Annotated in this window: 21 protein-coding genes and 1 pseudogene; 11 read left to right on the forward strand and 11 right to left on the reverse strand. The window is 54.3% G+C overall.

Annotated elements, in window-relative coordinates:
* Positions 1–33: 33 nt before the first annotated feature.
* On the reverse strand, positions 34–2,265 hold the full coding sequence (locus tag IGQ16_RS04625) for a bifunctional (p)ppGpp synthetase/guanosine-3',5'-bis(diphosphate) 3'-pyrophosphohydrolase (protein WP_041429968.1): 2,232 nt from the start codon (positions 2,263–2,265) through the stop codon (positions 34–36).
* Positions 2,266–2,492: 227 nt separating this feature from the next.
* On the opposite strand from IGQ16_RS04625, the gene IGQ16_RS04630 reads away from it, so the two are divergent.
* Positions 2,493–3,167, forward strand: coding sequence for a hypothetical protein (locus tag IGQ16_RS04630; RefSeq protein WP_297060418.1), 675 nt, complete (start codon positions 2,493–2,495; stop codon positions 3,165–3,167).
* Here the strand turns inward: IGQ16_RS04630 and purE are convergent.
* On the reverse strand, positions 3,142–3,663 hold the full coding sequence (gene purE / locus IGQ16_RS04635; RefSeq protein ID WP_024125978.1) for a 5-(carboxyamino)imidazole ribonucleotide mutase: 522 nt from the start codon (positions 3,661–3,663) through the stop codon (positions 3,142–3,144). The genes IGQ16_RS04630 and purE overlap by 26 nt on opposite strands.
* Before the next feature lie 78 nt (positions 3,664–3,741).
* Here purE and queG point away from each other — a divergent pair, with 78 nt between their 5' ends.
* From queG to IGQ16_RS04650, 3 genes are read left to right on the forward strand one after another with little or no spacing between them, the layout of a single operon-like run.
* Complete coding sequence (queG, locus tag IGQ16_RS04640) at positions 3,742–4,671, forward strand: tRNA epoxyqueuosine(34) reductase QueG (protein WP_041429330.1); 930 nt, start codon at positions 3,742–3,744, stop codon at positions 4,669–4,671.
* Positions 4,672–4,713: 42 nt separating this feature from the next.
* Positions 4,714–5,613 (forward strand): vitamin K epoxide reductase family protein, encoded by a 900-nt coding sequence (locus tag IGQ16_RS04645; RefSeq protein WP_297060420.1) that lies wholly within the window; start codon positions 4,714–4,716, stop codon positions 5,611–5,613.
* Positions 5,614–5,668: 55 nt separating this feature from the next.
* Complete coding sequence (locus IGQ16_RS04650) at positions 5,669–6,439, forward strand: response regulator transcription factor (RefSeq protein ID WP_297040687.1); 771 nt, start codon at positions 5,669–5,671, stop codon at positions 6,437–6,439.
* On the opposite strand, the gene IGQ16_RS04655 is transcribed toward IGQ16_RS04650, so the two are convergent.
* From IGQ16_RS04655 to IGQ16_RS04665, 3 genes are read right to left on the reverse strand one after another with little or no spacing between them, the layout of a single operon-like run.
* Positions 6,405–6,614 (reverse strand): hypothetical protein, encoded by a 210-nt coding sequence (locus tag IGQ16_RS04655; protein ID WP_024125981.1) that lies wholly within the window; start codon positions 6,612–6,614, stop codon positions 6,405–6,407. The two genes, IGQ16_RS04650 and IGQ16_RS04655, sit on opposite strands and share 35 nt — an antisense overlap.
* Position 6,615: 1 nt before the next feature.
* A complete protein-coding gene (locus IGQ16_RS04660) occupies positions 6,616–7,476 on the reverse strand; it encodes a shikimate dehydrogenase (protein ID WP_297060422.1) in 861 nt (286 codons plus the stop codon).
* Positions 7,477–7,482: 6 nt separating this feature from the next.
* Positions 7,483–7,821, reverse strand: coding sequence for a P-II family nitrogen regulator (locus IGQ16_RS04665; protein WP_024125983.1), 339 nt, complete (start codon positions 7,819–7,821; stop codon positions 7,483–7,485).
* Positions 7,822–7,998: 177 nt separating this feature from the next.
* Between IGQ16_RS04665 and rph the strand changes: the two genes are divergently transcribed.
* From rph to IGQ16_RS04685, 4 genes are all read left to right on the forward strand, one after another.
* Entirely contained in the window at positions 7,999–8,727 is a 729-nt protein-coding gene (gene rph / locus IGQ16_RS04670; RefSeq protein ID WP_024125984.1) for a ribonuclease PH, read from the forward strand.
* Positions 8,720–9,331: a hypothetical protein gene (locus tag IGQ16_RS04675; RefSeq protein ID WP_297060425.1), complete on the forward strand. Its 612-nt coding sequence runs from the start codon at positions 8,720–8,722 to the stop codon at positions 9,329–9,331. Before rph ends, IGQ16_RS04675 begins: the two co-directional genes overlap by 8 nt.
* Before the next feature lie 172 nt (positions 9,332–9,503).
* Positions 9,504–11,033: a YifB family Mg chelatase-like AAA ATPase gene (locus IGQ16_RS04680; RefSeq protein ID WP_024125985.1), complete on the forward strand. Its 1,530-nt coding sequence runs from the start codon at positions 9,504–9,506 to the stop codon at positions 11,031–11,033.
* Positions 11,017–12,276: an ABC transporter substrate-binding protein gene (locus IGQ16_RS04685; RefSeq protein ID WP_297060427.1), complete on the forward strand. Its 1,260-nt coding sequence runs from the start codon at positions 11,017–11,019 to the stop codon at positions 12,274–12,276. The genes IGQ16_RS04680 and IGQ16_RS04685 overlap by 17 nt, the downstream gene beginning before the upstream one ends.
* Positions 12,277–12,281: 5 nt before the next feature.
* Here the strand turns inward: IGQ16_RS04685 and hpnH are convergent, their stop codons facing one another.
* Positions 12,282–13,292, reverse strand: a complete 1,011-nt coding sequence (gene hpnH, locus IGQ16_RS04690; protein ID WP_024125987.1) for an adenosyl-hopene transferase HpnH — start codon at positions 13,290–13,292, stop codon at positions 12,282–12,284.
* A gap of 535 nt (positions 13,293–13,827) precedes the next feature.
* Here hpnH and IGQ16_RS04695 point away from each other — a divergent pair.
* Entirely contained in the window at positions 13,828–15,816 is a 1,989-nt protein-coding gene (locus tag IGQ16_RS04695) for an Rne/Rng family ribonuclease (protein ID WP_024125988.1), read from the forward strand.
* Between the two features lie 8 nt (positions 15,817–15,824).
* Positions 15,825–16,709 carry a glutaminase gene (locus IGQ16_RS04700; RefSeq protein WP_024125989.1) on the forward strand — a complete coding sequence of 295 codons (885 nt, stop codon included), beginning with the start codon at positions 15,825–15,827 and terminating at the stop codon, positions 16,707–16,709.
* On the opposite strand, the gene IGQ16_RS04705 is transcribed toward IGQ16_RS04700, so the two are convergent.
* From IGQ16_RS04705 to rpmH, 5 genes and pseudogenes are all read right to left on the reverse strand, one after another.
* On the reverse strand, positions 16,656–17,192 hold the full coding sequence (locus IGQ16_RS04705) for a R3H domain-containing nucleic acid-binding protein (protein ID WP_024125990.1): 537 nt from the start codon (positions 17,190–17,192) through the stop codon (positions 16,656–16,658). The two genes, IGQ16_RS04700 and IGQ16_RS04705, sit on opposite strands and share 54 nt — an antisense overlap.
* An 8-nt stretch (positions 17,193–17,200) precedes the next feature.
* A complete protein-coding gene (gene yidC / locus IGQ16_RS04710; RefSeq protein ID WP_297060429.1) occupies positions 17,201–18,406 on the reverse strand; it encodes a membrane protein insertase YidC in 1,206 nt (401 codons plus the stop codon).
* Positions 18,407–18,453: 47 nt separating this feature from the next.
* Positions 18,454–18,849 carry a PH domain-containing protein gene (locus tag IGQ16_RS04715; RefSeq protein ID WP_041429969.1) on the reverse strand — a complete coding sequence of 132 codons (396 nt, stop codon included), beginning with the start codon at positions 18,847–18,849 and terminating at the stop codon, positions 18,454–18,456.
* A gap of 21 nt (positions 18,850–18,870) precedes the next feature.
* Positions 18,871–19,191 (reverse strand): annotated as a pseudogene (rnpA, locus tag IGQ16_RS04720) (ribonuclease P protein component); the annotation flags it as partial.
* Entirely contained in the window at positions 19,191–19,328 is a 138-nt protein-coding gene (gene rpmH, locus IGQ16_RS04725) for a 50S ribosomal protein L34 (RefSeq protein WP_011056450.1), read from the reverse strand. The gene rpmH and the pseudogene rnpA, both read right to left, overlap by 1 nt.
* A gap of 180 nt (positions 19,329–19,508) precedes the next feature.
* On the opposite strand from rpmH, the gene dnaA reads away from it, so the two are divergent.
* Positions 19,509–20,870, forward strand: coding sequence for a chromosomal replication initiator protein DnaA (gene dnaA, locus IGQ16_RS04730; RefSeq protein WP_297040979.1), 1,362 nt, complete (start codon positions 19,509–19,511; stop codon positions 20,868–20,870).
* Positions 20,871–20,928: the final 58 nt, after the last annotated feature.

A 20,928-nucleotide genomic window follows, 5' to 3' on the forward strand; every position in this document is an offset into this window, starting at 1 on the left:
CGTCCTTGGGGGGCTGGGAGCCGACGATCCTACCTAGGGAGAACTGACTTCCGTTGGCTGACGGCGGCGAATGTTGAGGACATCAGTGATTTTTCTAATTTGCGCCAAGATACGATCCAACTGCTTCGCATTCACAATATCAATACACAAATCAATAGTTGCCGTGCCCGTCGGATGCGTGTGGACATTGGCTCGCCGTACATTAATTTGATGATCGGTTAAACGGGTCAAAATATCCTTAAGAATACCGACGCGATCAATTACCTCAATTTGCACATCCACAGGGTAGGTTTGGGGACGGTGTGGATTGACTTTGGTATTCCAACTCACTGGAATCAGGCGATCGCTCGACACCGCCTCTAGGCTGCTACAGCCCTGCCGATGAATGGAAATACCCCGACTGCCCAGCGTCACCACGCCAATAATCGGCTCATCGGGCACAGGACAACAACAGCCAGCAATGTGATAAACCAAGCCCTCCACCCCTAGAATCGGGGAATCAGTGGGTTTGGTGGTCGCTGGTACACGGTTAACAGGGGCAGATTCCGAAGGCAGTTCCGGTGGGGTTGTCTCTGGACGTGCCAGGGTAATTGCCCGCAGCCGATTCACCACCAGATTCAGCGTGATTTCACCATAGCCCAGGGCCGCCACTAGGTCATCCACACTTTGGTAGTTGCTGCGCTCTGCCACCTGCTGCATTTGCGGTGACTTCAGGAGTGCTTCCAAACCGGCTTTGCCCAGTTCTTTCTCTAGTAACTCCCGTCCCCGTTGCAGGTTTTCATCGCGGCGCGATCGCTTGTACCACTGCCGAATACGATTGCGTGCCGTTGTTGTTTTAACAAAGTTCAACCAATCCAAACTGGGGTGAGCTGTTTTTTGAGTGAGAATTTCCACAATGTCGCCATTGCGCAGGGGGGTATCTAGGGGCACCATCCGACCATTCACCCGTGCCCCAGCACAGTGATTGCCGATATCGGTGTGAATACGGTAGGCAAAGTCAAGGGGCGTTGCCCCCTGTTGCAGGGCAAGGACATCCCCTTGGGGTGTAAAAACATAGACCTCCTTATCAAAGAGATCATCGCGAATGCTGTCAAGATACTCCTGCGCATCCTTGAGGTCATTTTGCCAATCCAGCAGTTGGCGTAGCCACGTAAATTTTTGATCTTGGACACTCCACTGCTGCGGCAAGGACTGACCTGTTTCTTTGTACTTCCAGTGGGCAGCAATTCCATACTCAGAGACATGGTGCATCGCCAAGGTGCGAATTTGTACCTCCAAGGGGCGCCCCCCAAGACCCATAACGACGGTGTGCAGCGATTGATACTGGTTGGGTTTGGGCAAGCTAATGTAGTCCTTGAACCGCCCCGGCACCGAAAGAAAACAGTCATGGACAACCGCAAGGGCACGATAGCACTCATCCTTTGTGGCTACAAGGATGCGAATGCCCGCTATATCATAGATTTCATGGAATTCTTTGTGCTGCCGCATCATTTTTTGGTAGATGCTGTAGAGGTGCTTGGGACGGCCGCTAATTTCTAGGTAGCCAAAGCCCATCCCCGATAACCGCTCTTGAAGAATTTGAATGGCCTGCTGCAGTTGTGCCTCGCGATTGGCGCGCTTTTCGGCCACCAATTCTTGAATGCGGCGGTAGGCCTCTGGCTCCAGGTACTTAAAGGCCAAATCCTCGAGCTCCCACTTGATCCGCCAGATCCCCAGGCGGTTGGCCAGGGGAGCAAAGACATCACGGGTTTCTTGGGCAATGGCATGGCGGCGATCTTCCGGCAGATACTCAAGGGTGCGCATATTATGCAGGCGATCGGCTAGCTTGACGACGATGACACGAATATCCTGCGCCATCGCCAAAAACATTCGCCGGAAACTTTCCGCTTGCCGCTCCGTTTTACTGGAGAAGTTAAATTTCGAGAGCTTGGTGACCCCTTCCACCAGTCGCCGCACCTCAGCACCAAAATTTGCTTCTAGCTCCTCTGCTGTAACAGCGGTATCCTCAATCACATCGTGGAGCAACCCCGCCGCCAAGAGGGCTGGCCCACCCCCTAAATCCCGCAAAATACTCGCCACTGCCACAGGATGGGCAATGTAGGGTTCCCCTGAAGCCCGCCGCTGTCCTTGGTGCAAGTCATAGGCAAATTGAAACGCTCGACAGACCAAATCATCCCCATTCTCAGGATTTGGATTTTGCAGGCACGTCGCTAACCAATCGGGTAATTCAATATCAGTCGGCAAGCTAGGTGCAAAAGCGTTCATGGCGGCAGGCGATCGGGAAAGCAGCACAATCAATTCGAGTACGTATATTTTACTTTAATTTCATCCCCAGCGCGGGGATGAACTAGAGCGCCAACGCTTCTTGCCCCCCTAATTTTTGGGGTTACGGGTTGATAAATTTCTTATCTCCCCTAACATGGCAACTAAGCACGTGAATCCCTCAGAGAAACAAGAGCAAAACAAGAACTATGGGAACCCCACTGACGCCAATGACTCGGCATTACATCCTGCGTTTGCTCAATCAAGGCAGCGATCCATTGGCGTGGCTAGAGCAGAATTTGGAAAAAGCAGCGCAGCATCGGGAGCAGGATATTCTTGCTCGCCTCGAATCTTTAGCTCCTGCAGAATTGGCAGCAGTGGAAATGATTGTGCGCCTGCACCGCTCCCTCAGTGGCACTGCCGCGGAGAATTTGGATGCCTCTGTGCAGCGAAAAAGCCTAGAACAAAAACTATTCCATATCTTGGGGGTGACGCCACCAACAGAGGTTGCGCCCTCTGAGATGATCGCCGCTTCTGCTGCTCAGGCTCCGCTGCAACTGGCTCAGGTGCTGGAGCACTTGAATCGCGTTAGCAAAGTAGCTCAAAAGTATCTAGGCAGTAGAATTGTTGCCAATTACTGGCGAGCCTCGCGCCCTCCTAGTAGCTGGTGTGCTGATTTCCTTGTCAGCGATGACGGTTCCATTACCTACCAGGGTGCTCTACCGCCTCAGCAGGTTTTGGTCAACTCAAGCCAACAGCAGCAGTTGGAAATGTGGTTAGTGAGTTTTGTCGATCAATGTTGCCGCATTCTCCCCCTCTTTAAACATAATCTGCAAAAAGCAAGGCTCTCGGATTCTTCCCTCCGATCTGAATCAGGGACTACTGCTGTTTCAGATAAGCGCTAGCCCCCAGTGTTTGCAGTTTTTCATTCTTGGCGCTCACAGTGGCTGCTAATTCTTGACGATAGGCAAGCACTTGCTCCAGCAACGTTGGATCATGACTGGCCAACAGTTGGACCGCCAATAGGCCTGCATTTTGGGCATTGCCAATGGCAACTGTTGCAACGGGAATCCCGGCCGGCATCTGCACAATTGAGTAGAGAGAGTCCACCCCCTGCAAATGGCGGCTCGGCACGGGTACGCCAATCACGGGCAGGGGGGTTAGGGAGGCTATCATGCCCGGTAAGTGAGCAGCGCCCCCGGCACCGGCAATAATGACTTTTAGACCTCGCTGATGGGCATTTTGAGCAAATTCCACCATGGCAAGGGGAGTGCGGTGGGCTGAGAGGATAGCGACTTCATGGGGAATGCCAAAGCGCTCACAAATGGCGATCGCCCCCTGCATGGTCGGCAAATCGGAATCACTGCCCATGACAATGGCAACCAGCGGTGTCTCTGCCATTCCTCCTGCTTACCCCCTCAACAAACGGTGCAACCTCATCCTACAGCCCTTTTCTGCGGAGCGAGATATGATTTCCCTATGGTGAGTGCTGCTGCGATTAAGGAATTTGCCCATCAGTTGGGGTTCCATCGGGTGGGGATTGTGGATTTGCGCACCTATACGGATGACCATCCTTCTGGAGTGGCTGCCCTCCAGCGCTGGTTAGCCCAAGGGTTTCAAGCGGACATGGAATGGATGGCCAATCCCCGCCGACAGGAGATTCAAGCTGTCCTGCCGGGAGCGCGATCGATCATTGCCGTTGCCCTGAATTACTATCAGCCGCATCCCCAGCCCCCTCCTAAGGTGAAAATTGCCCGCTATGCCTGGGGGCGAGATTACCATCGGGTCTTGGGAAAACGCTTGCGAGCACTGGCGCAATGGCTTCAGTCCCAGGTACCTGAGATGAACTACCGTTGGTATGTGGATACCGGTCCTGTGCAGGACAAAGTTTGGGCAGAACAAGCAGGAATCGGTTGGATCGGCAAGCACAGCAATCTGATTTCACGGCAGTATGGCTCGTGGATTCTCTTGGGGGAATTAATTACCACCTTGGCGTTAACGGGCGATCGCCCCCACACGAATCACTGCGGCACCTGTACCCGCTGCTTGGCCGCCTGTCCCACCGGTGCCATCGTCGAACCCTATGTGGTGGATGCCAACCGCTGCATTGCCTACCACACGATTGAAAACCGTGCCCCCGAACTCCCCGCCGCAATTGCTGCTCACTTAGAAGGCTGGGTTGCCGGCTGTGACATTTGCCAAGAGGTGTGCCCGTGGAATCAACGCTTTGCCCAACCGACGGATGTGTCTGACTTTGGGGCGCGATCGCCCCTCCTCAACACTACAGCCGAAGAACTCGCTACCCTCAGCGAGCAAACGTGGGACGAGCTGACCCGCGGTTCGGCGCTGCGGCGAATCAAACCGGAACAATGGCGGCGCAATGCCCAAGCGGTGCTCTCTACTCGCTAGTATGATGATATCAATTAAGTGATTCAATCCTGAGGCTCACCAATGGTTCGACGACGCTCTACCCCTTGGATCTATCGTTGGTCGCGGTGGCTGATTGGTGGGGTTGCGCTTGCGGGTATGGCGGTAACGGCCTATCTGACGCTCGTTAAATTGACCGATCAGGAAGTAGCGTGCCCGACCTCCGGCTGTGATATTGTCCTCAACAGTCCGTGGGCAACTGTATTTGGTATTCCCCTGTCCCTCCTTGGTTTTGTGGCCTACACAGGAATGCTGTCTCTGGCAGCATTGCCACTGCTGTTGAAGGAGCCCCAGCAGAAAGAACTGCGCCGTCAAGTTGAAACCACCACTTGGCTTTTGCTCTTTCTGGGGGCCATGGCTATGGCCAGCTTCAGTGGTTACCTCATGTACATTCTGGTCACCGAAATTAAAGCCAGTTGTCTCTATTGCATTGCCTCGGCCGTCTTTAGCGTCACCTTGCTCCTCTTGACAATTGTCGGTCATGAGTGGCGCGATCGCGGCCAACTCTTTTTTAACGGCGTGATTGTTGCGGTTATTACGCTCGTGGCTGTTTTTGGCATCTATAATGCGCGCATGGCTAACACCGACGGCCCCGGCATTCCCGTTGTCAATACTTCAGGTCCTGCAGAAATGGCCTTAGCGCGCCACTTAACCCAGGTGGGGGCGGTTATGTATGGCGCCTATTGGTGTAGCCACTGCCACGATCAAAAGGAACTCTTTGGCAAGCAGGCGGTACGCGAACTCAACTATGTGGAATGTGACCCCAATGGTGCCAATCCCCAAGTGGAACGCTGCCGCGCCAAGGGCATTCAGGGCTATCCCACATGGGAAATTCATGATCAGCTTTATTCCGGCACGCGATCGCTAAGTGAACTGAGCCGGCTCAGTAACTACAAGGGTCCAATGAACTTTAAGAACGAATAGGGACAGCAGATCTCGGTGATAGAATAAAGCCAACCAAGCACTATGCCGGTTTTCTATGCTCTCTACCGAGACTGTTGCCGAACCACCAGAGGCCTCTCGTATCCCCCTAACTACCCTTGCCAACATATTGGTAATTGAAGACGAAGACCTAATTCGCGAGACCCTTGTGCTTGCTTTGGAGGAGGAGGGATACCATACCCTTGTGGCCAGCGATGGCTATGAAGCCCTCAGCCTGATGAATAACTATCTCTTGACGGACAGCTTCCCTAAAGATGCAGAGATACATCTCATCATTCTAGATGTGATGCTGCCAGGTATTAATGGACTCGATCTATGCCGAATCATTCGCGGGGAAGGGTGCACCGTCCCCATCCTCATGATCAGTGCCAAAGGCAGTGAAATTGATCGGGTGGTCGGCCTGGAAATTGGTGCCGATGACTACTTGGCTAAGCCCTTTGGCATGCGGGAGATGCTGGCCCGCTGCCGTGCCCTCTTGCGGCGGACACAAATTCAACCGTCCACGGCGCTAACGGTGCTCCGCTTTCGTGATCTTTGTCTCTATCCCCAAGAATGCCGCGTAACCCTGCGGGGCGAGGAGATCAATCTCTCCCCCAAAGAATACAAACTGCTCGAGCTGTTTATGCGCCACCCCCGCCGCGTTTGGCCACGGGAGCAATTGCTAGATCAAGTGTGGGGGCCTGACTTTATCGGCGACAGCAAGACGGTTGATGTCCACATCCGCTGGCTGCGGGAGAAAATTGAAACCGATCCCAGTCATCCCCAGTACATTCTTACGGTGCGGGGTTTTGGCTATCGCTTTGGTTGAGGGTCAGTAAAACAATCGCCATCAACGCTGCCGGTAAAAGGACTAGCAAGGCAATCACACCGAAACTTGGCGGCAAGGGATAGAGGGGTGCGGCAAATTTAATCCCTAGGGAAATAAGAAGCGACACCAGCCACACCACGGCTAACCACATCAGTTCTGACCGCCAAGGTACCATGTTATTTCTCCATCCCTAGGGCCGTTTCAAGGGCAGTGGCCATGATGGCAGTGGGGGCGGGTTGGCCAATCCAGTACTCCAAGGCTGCCGCTCCTTGATGGAGAAGCATGGCAAGGCCGTCGAAGGTTTGCAGTCCCCGTGCCATCGCCAATTGCAAAAGCAGGGTGGGGCGAGGCTTGTAGATGAGGTCATAGACAATGGCGGTGGCGGGTAGTTTTGCCAAGTCTTCGGCTGCTAGGGGGGTGGCGCCAGGATGGGGGGCCATACCAATGGGAGTGGTATTGACCACCAGGCTGATTTTCGCCAAACAAGTGGCTCGCTCTGACCAAGGCATAGGATGGAGGGGAATCTGTGGCCAACTGGCCACAAAGGCCTCTAGCCGTTCCCTTTGGCGACCACTGATATAGATCTGCCGACAGCCCAAGTCATAACAGGCAGTGACTACGGCTCGCGCCGCCCCCCCATAGCCCAAGACTAAAACAGCCATTTCCGACCAGAGGCAGGATTGTTGCCGCAGGGGTGCCAAGAAGCCATGCACATCGGTATTCGTGCCCACCCATCCTTTTTCACTGCGATAGACGGTGTTGACTGCCCCGACCTGCTGCGCGAGGTCGCTCACATCTGCTAAATGGGGAAGGATGGTTTCTTTGTGGGGAATGGTGACATTAAAGCCAACGACGTTCAGGGCCTCTAGGCCGGCGATCGCCACCCCGAGCTGCTGTGGCTTGACCCAAAAGGGCACATAGACATAATTCAACCCCAAATACTCGAGTGCGGCATTGTGCATTGCCGGTGAAAGGGTGTGTTCAATCGGGTCACCAATGACTCCCAGAAGCTGGGTTTGGCCAGAGATCTTCGGCATCCGCCCCTAGACCGCCTCGTGATCTTTTTCGCTGGTACGAATGCGAATGACCTGCTCTACGGGGGTGACGAAAATCTTACCGTCGCCAATTTCGCCGGTGCGGGCGGCTTCAATAATTTTGGCCACGACCATATCCACTTGATCGTCTTCGACAACAATCTCAATTTTTAACTTTTGTAAAAATTCCACCGTGTATTCTGAACCACGGTACCGTTCCGTTTGCCCCTTTTGCCGCCCAAAGCCGCGTACTTCGGAGACGGTCATGCCGACAATACCCGCATTGACAAGGGCGATCTTGACTTCATCCAGTTTGAAGGGACGAATAATGGCTTCTACCTTTTTCAATGTCAAACTCCTTCCTGATGGCAATGGGCTAATCTTTATTTAGCATTGGCAAAAGAGTATAGCGTGTAGCAATAACTACATTATCTCCAATCATCGGGCGATCGCCCAAGGGGAAGGTCTCGCCCTAGCTCTAGAAAATAAGCTCTAATAGGGAAGGTGATTGAGAGGGGATCAAGCATGGGGTGGCAGCGACCCGATGGCCGTCAACCACAGGAATTGCGATCGCACCAGTTTCAGCGGCACTTTACCCAATTTGCCTTAGGATCGGTGCTTGCCCAAGCGGGGCAAACGCAAGTGCTGTGCACCGTCAGTTTCAAGGAAGGTGTGCCCAAGTTTTTAGAAGGCACAGGCCAAGGCTGGCTCACCGCAGAATACCGCATGTTACCAAGTGCAACGCGGCCACGGCAAGAGCGAGAATTCCTCAAGCTCTCTGGGCGCACCCAAGAAATCCAACGCCTGATCGGTCGTAGCTTACGCTCAGCCCTGAACCTATCCCTATTGGGGGAGTGCACGCTAATTGTGGATGCCGATGTGCTGCAAGCCGACGCCGGCACGCGATCGCTGGCGATTACGGGTGGCTACATTGCCCTTGTGGATGCCCTTAGTGCCCTTCTTCAGCAAGGGGTACTCAGCGAATCTCCCCTGCGTCATCAAGTAGCGGCAGTCTCCGTGGGTCTGATTGATGGTGAACCCTATCTGGATTTGAGCTACGCTGAGGATGTGGCGGCCAGTGTGGACTTCAATGTGGTGATGACGGCCAGTGGTCAATTCATTGAGGTTCAAGGCACAGCGGAGATGGGTTCCTTCGACCGGGCAACCCTCGATCGCCTTCTTGATGTCGCCAGCCAAGGTATTCAACAACTCATTGAGATTCAACAGCGCGTCTTAGCCACAAGCTATGAGTGAGCAGGCCATTTACCTCGGACACATCGTCAAGTCCAACGCCCACTGCGATTATGTAGCGCAACTGGTGGATCGATTGGATGTTCCCCACCCCCCCGCCCCAGAAGACTATGGCTTTGGTCGTTTTGTCAAGCTTGAGGATGAGCAGCGCCACTGGGCGGTCGGGGTCATTTACAACTCTCAACTGTTGAATCCCCAGTTGCATCAGATCAGCCCTCGCCTCACCAGCAGTGCCGACACCTTTCTCAGTCCCGATTTAGTCAGTGAAACCCGCACACTCCTCTGGATTGCCCTGATTGGTCATTTGGTTACTGGGGCGGGTGGAACCTACGGCCAGCAGGGGATGCCCACTCTTGTGGTGCCCGTAAATACACCTGTGTGGCAATTGACTACTGCCGAGGTGCTGGCCTTTCATCGCAATGCCCAAGGTCAAGCGCAGTTTCGCTACTATGCCCATTTGTTACGCTCAACGGGGAACTATGCAGCACCGCTGTTAGCGCAAATTCTCGAAACAATTACACCCCTGTTCACTGGTACTGAGCAGCGATCGCTCGAAATTATCAGCAAAGAGTTGGCTTGGCGGCACACCTTGGGCAGCCTCCGCTAAGCCTGGAGGCAGAAATTGGCCTTTTGCAAATAAACTTCATGAAAATTCCTACGCAATAGTGACAAATCTAGGATTTTTCTGCTAAGGTCATTAAGTGTGTGAGGAGCGAACCAGTTAAGAGCACCGAGACGAAACACGGCCAGTCGTCGGTGCTCTTTCTGATGTTGAGGCTATGCTGGCGCGGGTTTGGAGTGCTGCTGTTCTAGGAATTGATGCCATTCCCGTCGGTGTCGAAGTGGATGTTTCCAGCGGCTTACCCAGGACGGTGGTGGTGGGTCTGCCCGATGCTGGCGTTCAAGAGGCGCGGGAGCGCGTTAAGGCGGCCATTCGTAACGCTGGTTTTAGCTTCCCAATGCGGCAAATTGTCGTCAATCTCACCCCCGCCGACTTACGTAAAGAAGGCCCCAGCTTTGATCTCCCCATTAGTATTGGCATCTTGGCCGCTTCAGGACAGGTTGCAACGGATTTACTCGGCGACCATCTTTTTCTCGGGGAACTGTCCCTCGATGGTACTTTGCAACCCGTGGCAGGGGTACTGGCGATCGCCCTGGCAGCCCAAACCCAAGGAATAAGCGGCCTGGTCGTGCCCACAGCCAATGTGACGGAAGCAGCGCTCGTGCGGGGACTAAAGGTCTATGGTTGCCACACTCTCGCCGAAGTTGCAGCCTTTTTGAATGACCCCACCTCGCGATCGCCAGCGGCGCCCTCCCCCTGTTGGGCTGCGGCTGCCTCCCCCCCATTTACCCTTGATCTCAAGGAGGTTAAGGGGCAGTATCAGGCACGGCGTGCCCTCGAAATTGCGGCGGCAGGGGGGCACAATCTGATCTTTGTCGGGCCACCGGGGAGTGGCAAAACAATGTTGGCGCGGCGGTTACCAACAATCTTGCCTCCCTTGACGTTTGAAGAAGCCCTTGAAGTCACGAAAATTCACTCCGTTGCTGGCTTGCTCAAAGAACGTGGGCAATTGCTCCAGGAGCCCCCCTTTCGCAGTCCTCATCATTCTGCCTCTGGCGCTGCCCTAGTGGGGGGTGGCAGTTATCCGCGGCCCGGGGAAATCTCCCTCGCTCATCGGGGGGTGCTCTTTCTCGATGAATTGACGGAATTCAAGCGGGATGTGTTGGAACTGCTGCGACAGCCCCTTGAGGATGGCCAAGTCACCATTGCGCGCGCCCGCCAATCGGTGGTTTTTCCAGCTCAATTTACCTTAGTGGCCAGTACGAATCCCTGCCCCTGTGGCTACTATGGTGATCCCGTGCAACCCTGTACCTGCTCGCCGCGCCAACGGCAACAGTATTGGGCAAAGCTCTCTGGCCCCCTGTTGGATCGCATTGATTTGCAAGTGAGTGTCAGCCGCCTCAAGCCAGAGGAAATGACCCGCCAACCCCTGGGGGAAGATTCAGCCACGGTACGGCAGCGAGTTTTGGCAGCGCGATCGCGAGCGCAACAGCGGTTTGCTGACGAGCCCAATCTGCACTGCAATGCCCAAATGCAAAGTCGTCATCTGCGCCAGTGGTGTCCCTTGGATGAGGCGTCGATCAATCTCCTAGAGAGGGCGATCGCCCAACTGGGGCTATCGGCGCGCGCCACAGACCGTATCCTAAAAGTAGCCCGTACCATTGCTGATCTGGCCGACTGTGAAACGATTGCCCTTGCCCATGTGGCCGAAGCCATTCAATACCGTACGATTGATCGTTTGCAATAGACGCGGCTGGTTTGCACTCCTGCTGGGTTTCCTAAGCCTACTGCTCATCGGTTGCACAACAGCGCCCCAATCCGAACAGCCCATTGAACTGATTTTCTGGCATGGGGTCAACCCACCCCCTAACCGTATCGTACTCCAGCGTCTTGTGGATCGCTTCAATGCCCGCCATCCCCAGATTCATGTCCAAGCCCTCTACGTTGGTCAACCCGACCAGCAGTTGCCGAAAATTCTGGCCGCAGTGGTGGGCAATGCCGCCCCAGATCTGCTCTGGTATAACCCCACGATCACGGGGCAATTTGTTGATCTGGGGGCCCTGCGTCCCCTGGATGATTGGTGGCAAGCTTCCCCCTACCGTGACCAAGTCAGTCCTGCCCTAATACCAACAATGCGCTACGACAACCATTACTGGTCAATTCCCTTTGCTACCAACAACCTTGGAATTTTTTATCGTCCGAGTTTATTCGCTGCTGCTGGCATTAAAACACTACCCAGCACATGGCAGGAACTAGAGCAGGTGAGCCAAACCCTAAAGGCCCAGGGTATCACCCCACTGCTCCTTCCCCTTGGTCAAGGGGAATTTGCCATCTTTACTTGGTTGCCCTTCTTTTGGAGTGCCGGTGGCAGTCTCGGAGAAACGCCAGAAACCGCCCACATTGACACCCCAGCCGCGATTGCGGCCCTTGAGTTTTGGCAACGTCTGCGACAAGAGGGCTTAGCAATACTCTCGGCCCCCGAACGGGGCTATGAACTGGATCAATTTATCCGTGGAGAGGTGGCGATGCAGATTACAGGGCCTTGGACATTGGCGCAATTACAACAGTCGGGGGTGGATTTTGGCGTTCTCCCCATGCCTGCCCTCAAGACCCCTGCCAGCGCACTGGGGGGCGAAAATCTCTTTGTCTTTCGCTCAACACCCCAACGGGAAGAGGCAGCTCTAGCCTTCTTGAACTACGTTCTTAGTGAAGAATTTCAAACGGAGTGGGCTTTGGGCACAGGGTATTTGCCCATCAATGAACGGGTGCGGACCAACGATCGCTATCAGGCCTTTGTGGCCCAGCAACCTGCCCTCCGTGTCTTTTTGGATCAGATGGCTGCGGCTCAAGCACGCCCCAACTTTCGTGGCTATGCCCGCTTTTCCCAAACCCTTGGGCGAGCGATCGAAAGCGTTCTGCTTGGAAAATTAACCCCGAAAGCCGCAGTGGAAACTGCAGAGCAACGTTGGCAACTAATGCGCCCGCGTTAGACGCGTTAGAAAAGACTGCTCGCCGCCTTAACCATATTGGCTGGATTAAAGGCATCCATAGCAGCAGTGGCCTCATAACCACAGTGCACCATGCAGTCACGGCACTTGGGATTGCCACTTTTGTGGCCATACTTATCCCAGTCGGTATTTTCAATCAGTTCCTTCCACGTCTTGTAGTGCCCCTCGTTGAGGAGGTAGCAGGGTTTCTGCCAACCCAACACACTATAGCTGGGCATGCCCCAAGGGGTACACTCGTAGTCCTTTTCCCCCACAAGGAAATCAAGGAACAGGGGATTGTGGTTGAAATTCCACTTCTTCTGACCGGCACGGTAGGGGGCAAGGATTTCACGGAAGAGGGCACGGGTTTGCTCCCGCTTGAGGAAGTGCTCCTGATCCGGTGCCCATTCGTAGGCATAGCCGGGGGAGATCATCATGCCGTCTACGCCTAGGGAACTGACAAAATCAAAGAATTCCTGGATTTCCTTGGGATCCACCCCTTCAAAAATCGTCGTGTTGGTGGTGACCCGGAAGCCCTTGGCTTTAGCCGCTTTGATTGCTTTGACAGCCGTGTCAAAGACCCCTTGACGAGCCACACATTTGTCGTGCCACTCCCGCAGACCATCGAGGTGAACGCTGAAGCTAAAGTAGGGGGAGGGCTTGAACCTATGGAGATTTTCCTCTAGGAGAATACCATTGGTACACAGGTAAACAAACTTCCGCCGTGCCACCAAGCCACTGACAATTTCATCAATTTGCGGGTGCAGCAGGGGTTCCCCGCCGGGAATGGCGACAATTGGCGCACCACATTCCTCAACGGCCTGGAAGCACTCCTCCGGGGTGAGATATTTGCGCAGGACCTCAAGGGGATGCTGAATTTTACCACAACCGGAACAGGCCAGATTACAGCGAAAGAGAGGCTCAAGCATCAAGGTGAGGGGAAAGCGCTTTTTGCCCTGTAGGCGTTGCGAGATGATATAGGTTGCGACTTCCACTGCCTGCTTGATGTGGACTCCCATGGGCAATTCTCCTCAATGTGGCTAATTTTTTAGCCAAAGCGCTTAATAACAGATGCTTATAGTTGTAGCAGCTTTGTGGGCGATCGCCAAAGTGTCCTATCAGGTTTGCAAAGTGGCACACTATGCTTGCGCTGAAGAGGGTTAGGGGCAGCGACGGTGAAAATTTTTGCAAAATTCCCTAGCTAATCTTGACAGAGAGCCCTATAATCAGGGAACATTAGAGGTACTGTAGAAAATTCCTGTTGCTTAACCTCCATCGCTTAAGAAACCAAAGGTTAAGCATAGACTTTCGTAAAGGCTGGCATGGGGTGACATCTTTCCTTTCTGCAAATCGTGCAGAGTTTTTTAGGTATCACCATAGCTGCGTTTCGCGTTCCAATGCCAACCCGCCTCTACAGGAACCCTTTTCCCAACCATCTTAAAGCCAAACTTGCACACGTCCCTTACAGGGGCAAGAGTGGCTAAGTACTGTGCGAAATGCCTTTAGCCAATTGATGCTGACGTTTATTTTGTTAAGAAATTCTAAGGATAATGGATGCCTAAGCAAATTATTATTGCCGAGGAACATCGGCTAGCGGCGGTCTTTGCCGAAGATCAAATTCAAGAATTAATCGTAGCCACGGGAACCCATCAGGTGGGGGACATCTACCTTGGGGTTGTTGAAAACGTCCTGCCGGGCATTGATGCTGCCTTTGTCAACTTGGGGGACGCCTCCCGCAATGGCTTTATCCATGTCAGTGACCTTGGCCCATTGCGCCTGAAGCGAACTGCTGGGGCAATCACGGAATTGCTGGCACCACAGCAAAAAGTACTGGTTCAGGTGATGAAGGAACCCACGGGCACCAAGGGGCCCCGGCTCACAGGAAATATATCGTTGCCCGGACGCTATCTCGTGCTGATGCCCTACGGTCGGGGGGTGAATCTATCGCGACGAATTACCAATGAAGCGGAACGGCATCGGCTACGCGCCTTGGGTATTTTGGTCAAACCTGCGGGTATGGGGCTCCTGGTGCGCACCGAGGCTGAGGGGGTCTCCGAAGAGGCCATTCTTGAGGATCTCGAACTCCTGCAACGGCAGTGGGAAGCGATTCAACAGCAAGCAGCCTCCAGCCGTCCTCCCCAGCTTCTAGGACGGGATGATGACTTTATCCAAAAAGTGCTGCGGGATGTCTATAGCAGCGATGTCAACCGCATTGTGGTGGATACTCCCGATGGGGTCAAACGGGTCAAACAGCATCTGAAAAATTGGAATGTCAATAGAGCCGTGGGGGTTCTCATTGACTATCACCAAGAACCGATTCCCATTTTGGATTACTTCCGGGTGAATGCTGCCATCCGTGAAGCCCTTAAACCCCGCGTGGATTTGCCCTCCGGTGGCTATATCATCATTCAACCGACAGAGGCATTGACGGTCATTGATGTTAACTCCGGTTCATTCACCAGTTCAGCCACCTCGCGGGAAACGGTACTGTGGACGAACTGCGAAGCGGCTACGGAAATTGCTCGCCAACTGCGACTGCGCAATATTGCTGGCGTGATCATTGTCGATTTTATTGATATGGATTCCCGCCGCGATCAGTTGCAACTGCTGGAGCACTTTAGTAAAGCCCTGCGTGCGGATAAAGCCCGTCCCCAAATTGCTCAACTCTCAGAACTGGGGCTGGTGGAGCTGACTCGCAAACGCCAAGGCCAAAATATCTATGAACTCTTTGGTCGTCCCTGTAGTGCCTGTGGTGGCTTGGGTCACTTGGTGCATTTACCCGGTGAACCGGAGGATAGCCCCGGCGAAATTGTTGAGCGATCGCCGATACCGCGTCCACCCGAGCCACGTCGCAATTTGGAACCTCCCACTGAGCCCAACGGCTTTGCCAGTAGCAGCCTAGAGACTCAACTCATTAACCACCCCGACTATCAAGCGGTGGGGGGGGTTCGCCCCCGTTCTTCCCGCAGTAGTCATCCCCCAACCCCACGCAGCCCTCGCCGTACCCCTGAAAATGGTAATGGCCGCAAGGTGGTTACCCCGCCTCCAGAAACAGCTCCGCCGCCAGTGGTTAAAGTGGAGAGCCGTCCGCCGCGCCCTACCCGTCCGAGCCGCTCTGAACCAGCGGAAGTGATTACCGTAACAATGACGGATCAAGAGCAGGCGGTCTATGCGGAGATGGGGATTTCACCCTTGGTTCTCTATCCTGAAGAGGTGAAAAATCCGCGGGGAACAATTGTTATGGTGGCACGCCCCGGCCAAGACCCCCTACCCCTACCCCAGAAAACAAGGCGGCCCGTTAGTGAGGGAGGGCCAGAGGAGGCCCCAGAGACTCCTGATGAGCTGCCCTCCCCTGGGGTCAGCACGATTAATGTGCAGCCAATTCCGGCCACCGCGCTGCTCAATAGCAGTGAGCCAGAAGTGAGTACTGAGGTGGAATCCGTTGGTGAAGCATCCACCCCAGAGGCCTCTGTACCCGTGGGTCGGCGGCGGCGGCGACGGGTGACCAGTAGCGAGCAACTCTCCCTTGATGCCAACGCCTAGGTGCAGTAATGTTGGGGCAACTCCACCCTGACCTCATCCAAGAGTGGCTTGAGGCGGCTGCAACAGAAATTTCCAAGGGGGAACCGCTTCAGCGCCTACCAGGGGTGAGGTCTGAGGCCTTTGCCTTTGCGGTGGTGACACCGGAGCAACAGTTTACCCTTGGGCATTCCCGTTTGCGCTTTCCTTTGATGAGTGCGATTAAGCCCTTTTTACTGCTGTATGCCTTGACGCTGTGGCAGGAGGAGGTGTGGACGTGGGTGGGGCAGCGCCCCTCAGATTACCCCTATAACTCTGTGTTGCAGTTAACCCTCGATCAGGGGTGGCCGCGCAATCCTATGATCAATAGTGGGGCGATCGCCCTCGCGAGCCAGTTGGCCCATGTTGGTGGTGCTACGGCCCTTCAAACTTGGCTTAATGAGTGTGCTGGTACGCAGTTCCAGGTGGACCAGGAGGTCTTAGGGGCAGTCCGTTGCCATCCCAACTGGCAAAATCGCACCCTTGCCCACTTTTTAGTCGAGTCTGGACGCATTGCCGATGCGGAGGTTGCCCTTGAGATCTACAATCAGGTGTGCTGTTTCCAAGGAACCATTGAGGAAGTGGGTCGCTTGGGTCTCCTATTAGCACTGCCCCATGCCAAGGTGAGCGATCGCCATCGTCAGCAGGTGAATGTGCTCATGCTCACCTGTGGCCTCTACGAGGACTCCCCCCGCTATGGCCTAGAAATTGGCTTGCCTCTGAAATCGGGTGTCAGTGGCGTGATTTTGGCCATTGTGCCGCGACAGGGGGCGATCGCCTGCTATAGTCCACCCCTCGACAAGAGTGGCAACTCCCTTTTGGGTCTATACTTGCTCCAGCGCATCAGCCGTCACCTCGGCCTCAGTCCCTTGGGCTAACTGCACCACCAAGCGGCGATCGGGTTCTTCACCGTGGCTAAAGGTTTCCAGGCGATCGCTCTCTAGCTTAATGAGACTGTGAACAACACGCCGCTCCGCTGCTGAAAGGGAGCAAATTTCAAGAGGTTTACCAGTCTTGAGGACTCGGGCCGCCACCTGATGGGCAATCTCCTGCAACTGGCGATAACGAGCACGGCGATAGCCCGCCAACTCCAAGGTAAAAGCCGTTTGCTCCTCCCGCGATCGCCCCAAATTCAACGTAGCATTGAGCAGATATTGCAGCGCATCGAGGGCTTGGGCATTGTTGGCCAGCAGTGACTCAATTTGCGCAGCACTGAGGGACTGGCGATCAATTTCTAGCCAGTAGCCCGGCACCACACCTGCCAAAGGCGACTCCACCACGGCAACGGTTGTCTTGAAGCCTGCTAAAGCAAGCGCCTGTTCCAGCCATGCACACCCCGCAGCAATTGGATCAGCGGTCATGCCTCCCCTCAACTTGATGGATTACGCTTGACTTTGGTGGCCTTAGCACCTTTAGCCCCCTTCCCCTCAAAGGGAAGAGCAGCACGATTTTTGAGGGCTTCAGCCCGTTCCTGCTCCTCCACAAGTTTTTGTAGATGCTCTGGTAGCGGCTCCCGTTGGAGAATAAAGGTTTGCACCGTCTGGAAGATGTTGGCTATGAGCATATAGAGCAGTACCCCGGCCGGCAGCGGGAAAAAGAGAAACATCCCAGAGAAGATGATCGGTGTTAATTGATTAACAGTTTGCTGCTGCGGGTTGCTGCTGCTGCCTTGGCCAGAGAGCAACTGATTGACATAGAGACTGACGCCAAAGCCAAGGATCATAATGAGAATATCCCAGTGGATCGCGCCCCAATTAAACTGGCGTGTGCCGTCGGGCAGCGCCATGAAGAGTTCCCCCTGATCTACGACACCCACATGGCCAAGGGCAGAGATAAAGAGGAAACCTTTATCAGCAGCAATCCCCGGAATTGTTCCCTGAACTGTTACCTCACCGGGTTGCAGGGCTTGTAGATGACCTTCGCTATCAATGGTTGCTCGCTCTTGACCGCGAAGAATTTGCCACTTTGGTTGCAAGTGACTATTGGGATACGCCGCCACCAGTTCACTATAGGGTTTACCCTCCTTGGTTTGGAACTGCAGATCCACCACTTGACCGACTGGAATCCTGGTACCGCTGGGAACCACCGCTTGAATCGGGAAGTGTACCCCCTCGTCAACGTAGATATTTTGCGGTTTGGTGGCAAAGGGCTGGGCTAAGACAGCTTGCTCCGGGGGAACAATTTGCAGGTTGATTTGGTAGTTCACATCGGCAAAAGGTGATCCGCGCAGCGTTGCAAAGAGGGCAAAGAGAATCGGCAACTGCAACAGCAGAGGGAAGCATCCCGCCAAGGGATTGCCAAACTCCCTATAGACCTCTGCCATTGCCTTTTGCTGTTCCGCAGGATTGTCCTTGTATTTCTGTTGGATTTCCTGCATCCGTTTTTGCATGATCGGCTGGACAACCTTCATGCGCCGCATATTGCGAATTGACCCGGCACTCAGGGGATAGACGGCAAGGCGCACCACCAGTGTCAGAGCCACAATAGCAAGGCCATAGCTGGGCACAATCCCATAGAAAAAATCAAGGATTGGCAGCATGACATTGTTGGAGAGGAAACCGATACCAAAATCCATGGAATCCTGCAATTAGGGGTGAACAGTTAACAGAACTATCTTAGGTCCTAAGAACCAATCGCGCCACTGACACTTTTGGCAGCGGGACTCAATTTGGTAGAAATATAGTCGTAAATTTCACGGAAGCGGGGGACAGCGCGCATTTCTAAGCGGCTACCATCTTTGAGGGTCACAACCATATCGCCGTAGGCGCCCCAGCCGCGAGGAACGGTGACGACTTTGGTGATTTCGCTATAAATGACATCGGAGCGATCGCGCCCCAGCCAGCCGCCAATCACCGTAATCCGCCGATTCGTAATGCGGTACCGCAGCCAGAGAGCACGGACAATGGCACCCGCAGTCAGGGGCAGACAGATCACCGTTAGCCCCAACAGCAAGTTGATCACCAAGTCACCCCAATGGGGACCGCCTTCGTAGAAAACATCTTCGGAAATTCCCGGCATCGTCAGTATCCCTGCTTTGGCCATTAACTGCGTCAATTCAGCGCGACAGTCTTCGTCACTCACTTGCAGTGCCGCCTGACGCACTACCACAATCATATCCCACCCTGCAGCTATCTGCGGTAAGAGGGGGCGAATCACCCGCCGCCATTGCCGCTTCAAACGGTTCCGATCAACGGCTCGCTTGCTGACCTTTTTACTGACCACAATACCCAGCCGTGGTGCTTCCCTAGCGGATTGGGGCGCCAGCCAAAGAACAGCCAGTTTGCCGTGGTGGACAGTTTTGTGTTGATAGACGCGGTCAAAATCATGGCGATCGCGCAGGCGATGTTGACGCGGCAACACTAGACGGTAAGCCGTGCCCGTCCCTTACGCCGCCGTGCCTTGATGACGTTCTGACCCGATTTGGTACGCATGCGCGCGCGGAACCCGGAGGTGCGTTTACGTTTGCGGACAGTGCCGCCCAGTGTACGTTGCGTCATGGCTGTTGCAGTTATGATGGTTGATTAGAAAAAAACACTGCCCCAGAGGGCACGCCCTAGTCAGTCGTTAGAGCGATCTACAATCATATCACTTCCCGTGAGGCAGCGGTAGTCCTGTGGGGCTATTGCCCTCTGCCTCGTGATGCCTATCATTGCTCACATCCTACGGACGAGGTTTGCGTGATTAGCTCTGCCGAAAATCTCTGGCACCAAATTTTGGAGCGGTTGCAACTGTTACTCAGTCGACCGACCTTTGAAACTTGGATTAAGACGGCAACGGTGCAGTCCTTTGATGGCCAGACCTTGACTATTTGCACCCCCAATCCCTTTGCCCGCAATTGGCTGCAAAAGTACTATTTGAAAACCATTGCCGATGTGGCACGGGAAATTATTGGTCAGCCCGTGGAGATTGAGCTGGCGATCGCCCAAGGGGCAGAGCACGATACCAGCATTCGCCCCACCAGTCGTGCTGAAGTAGAGGCCACCCCCCCTGTGGCTCGCCATCGCGGCAGTGAACTGAATCCCAAGTATGTCTTTTCCCGCTATGTTGTTGGCCCCAATAACCGCATGGCCCATGCCGCCTGCTTGGCGGTGGCAGAATCACCGGGGCGGGAGTTTAATCCCCTCTTTCTCTGTGGCGGTGTTGGCTTGGGCAAGACCCATCTCATGCAGGCGATCGGTCACTATCGCTTAGAAATTGACCCCAATGCCAAGATCTTCTACGTCTCCACCGAGCAGTTTACGAATGATTTGATTGCTGCCATCCGCAAAGACAGTATGCAGAGCTTCCGCGAGCACTATCGGGCAGTGGATGTGATGCTCGTGGACGACATTCAATTTATTGAGGGCAAAGAATACACCCAAGAGGAGTTTTTCCACACCTTCAACACGCTGCACGAAGCTGGTAAGCAGGTGGTCTTGGCCAGCGATCGCCCCCCCAGTCAAATTCCCCGGCTGCAAGAGCGCCTGTGCTCCCGCTTTTCCATGGGACTCATTGCCGATATTCAACCCCCGGACTTGGAAACCCGCATGGCCATTCTCCAGAAAAAGGCAGAGTACGAGAATATCCGCCTGCCGCGGGAGGTGATTGAGTATATTGCCGCCAGCTACACTTCCAACATCCGGGAACTAGAGGGGGCACTGATTCGAGCGGTAGCCTATATTTCCATTTCTGGGTTGCCGATGACTGTGGAAAACATTGCCCCAGTCCTGAGTCCCACGGTGCGCAAAATTGAAACCTCCCCAGAGGTCATCCTGAAGGTGGTCTCTGAAGTCCTCAATGTCTCCATCAGTGATCTCAAGGGCAACTCTCGCCGCCGCGAAATTAGCATGGCTCGTCAGGTGGGGATGTATCTAATGCGCCAATACACGGGCTTGAGTCTGCCGAAAATTGGTGAAGAGTTTGGCGGCAAAGATCACACCACCGTCATGTATAGCTGCGACAAGGTGGCCGAACTGCAACGGACCGATCCAGAAATGGGCAGCCTGCTGCGGCAACTCAGCGATCGCATTAATTTGGCCAGCCGTTCCACAGAGCCATAGTGCCTAGAGCCTTCCTATGCCAAGATAAAAGCCAAGACAAAAACCGTCTTGAAAGGGG

This window comes from Thermosynechococcus sp. M3746_W2019_013 (assembly GCF_015296045.1).
Classification (GTDB): domain Bacteria; phylum Cyanobacteriota; class Cyanobacteriia; order Thermosynechococcales; family Thermosynechococcaceae; genus Thermosynechococcus.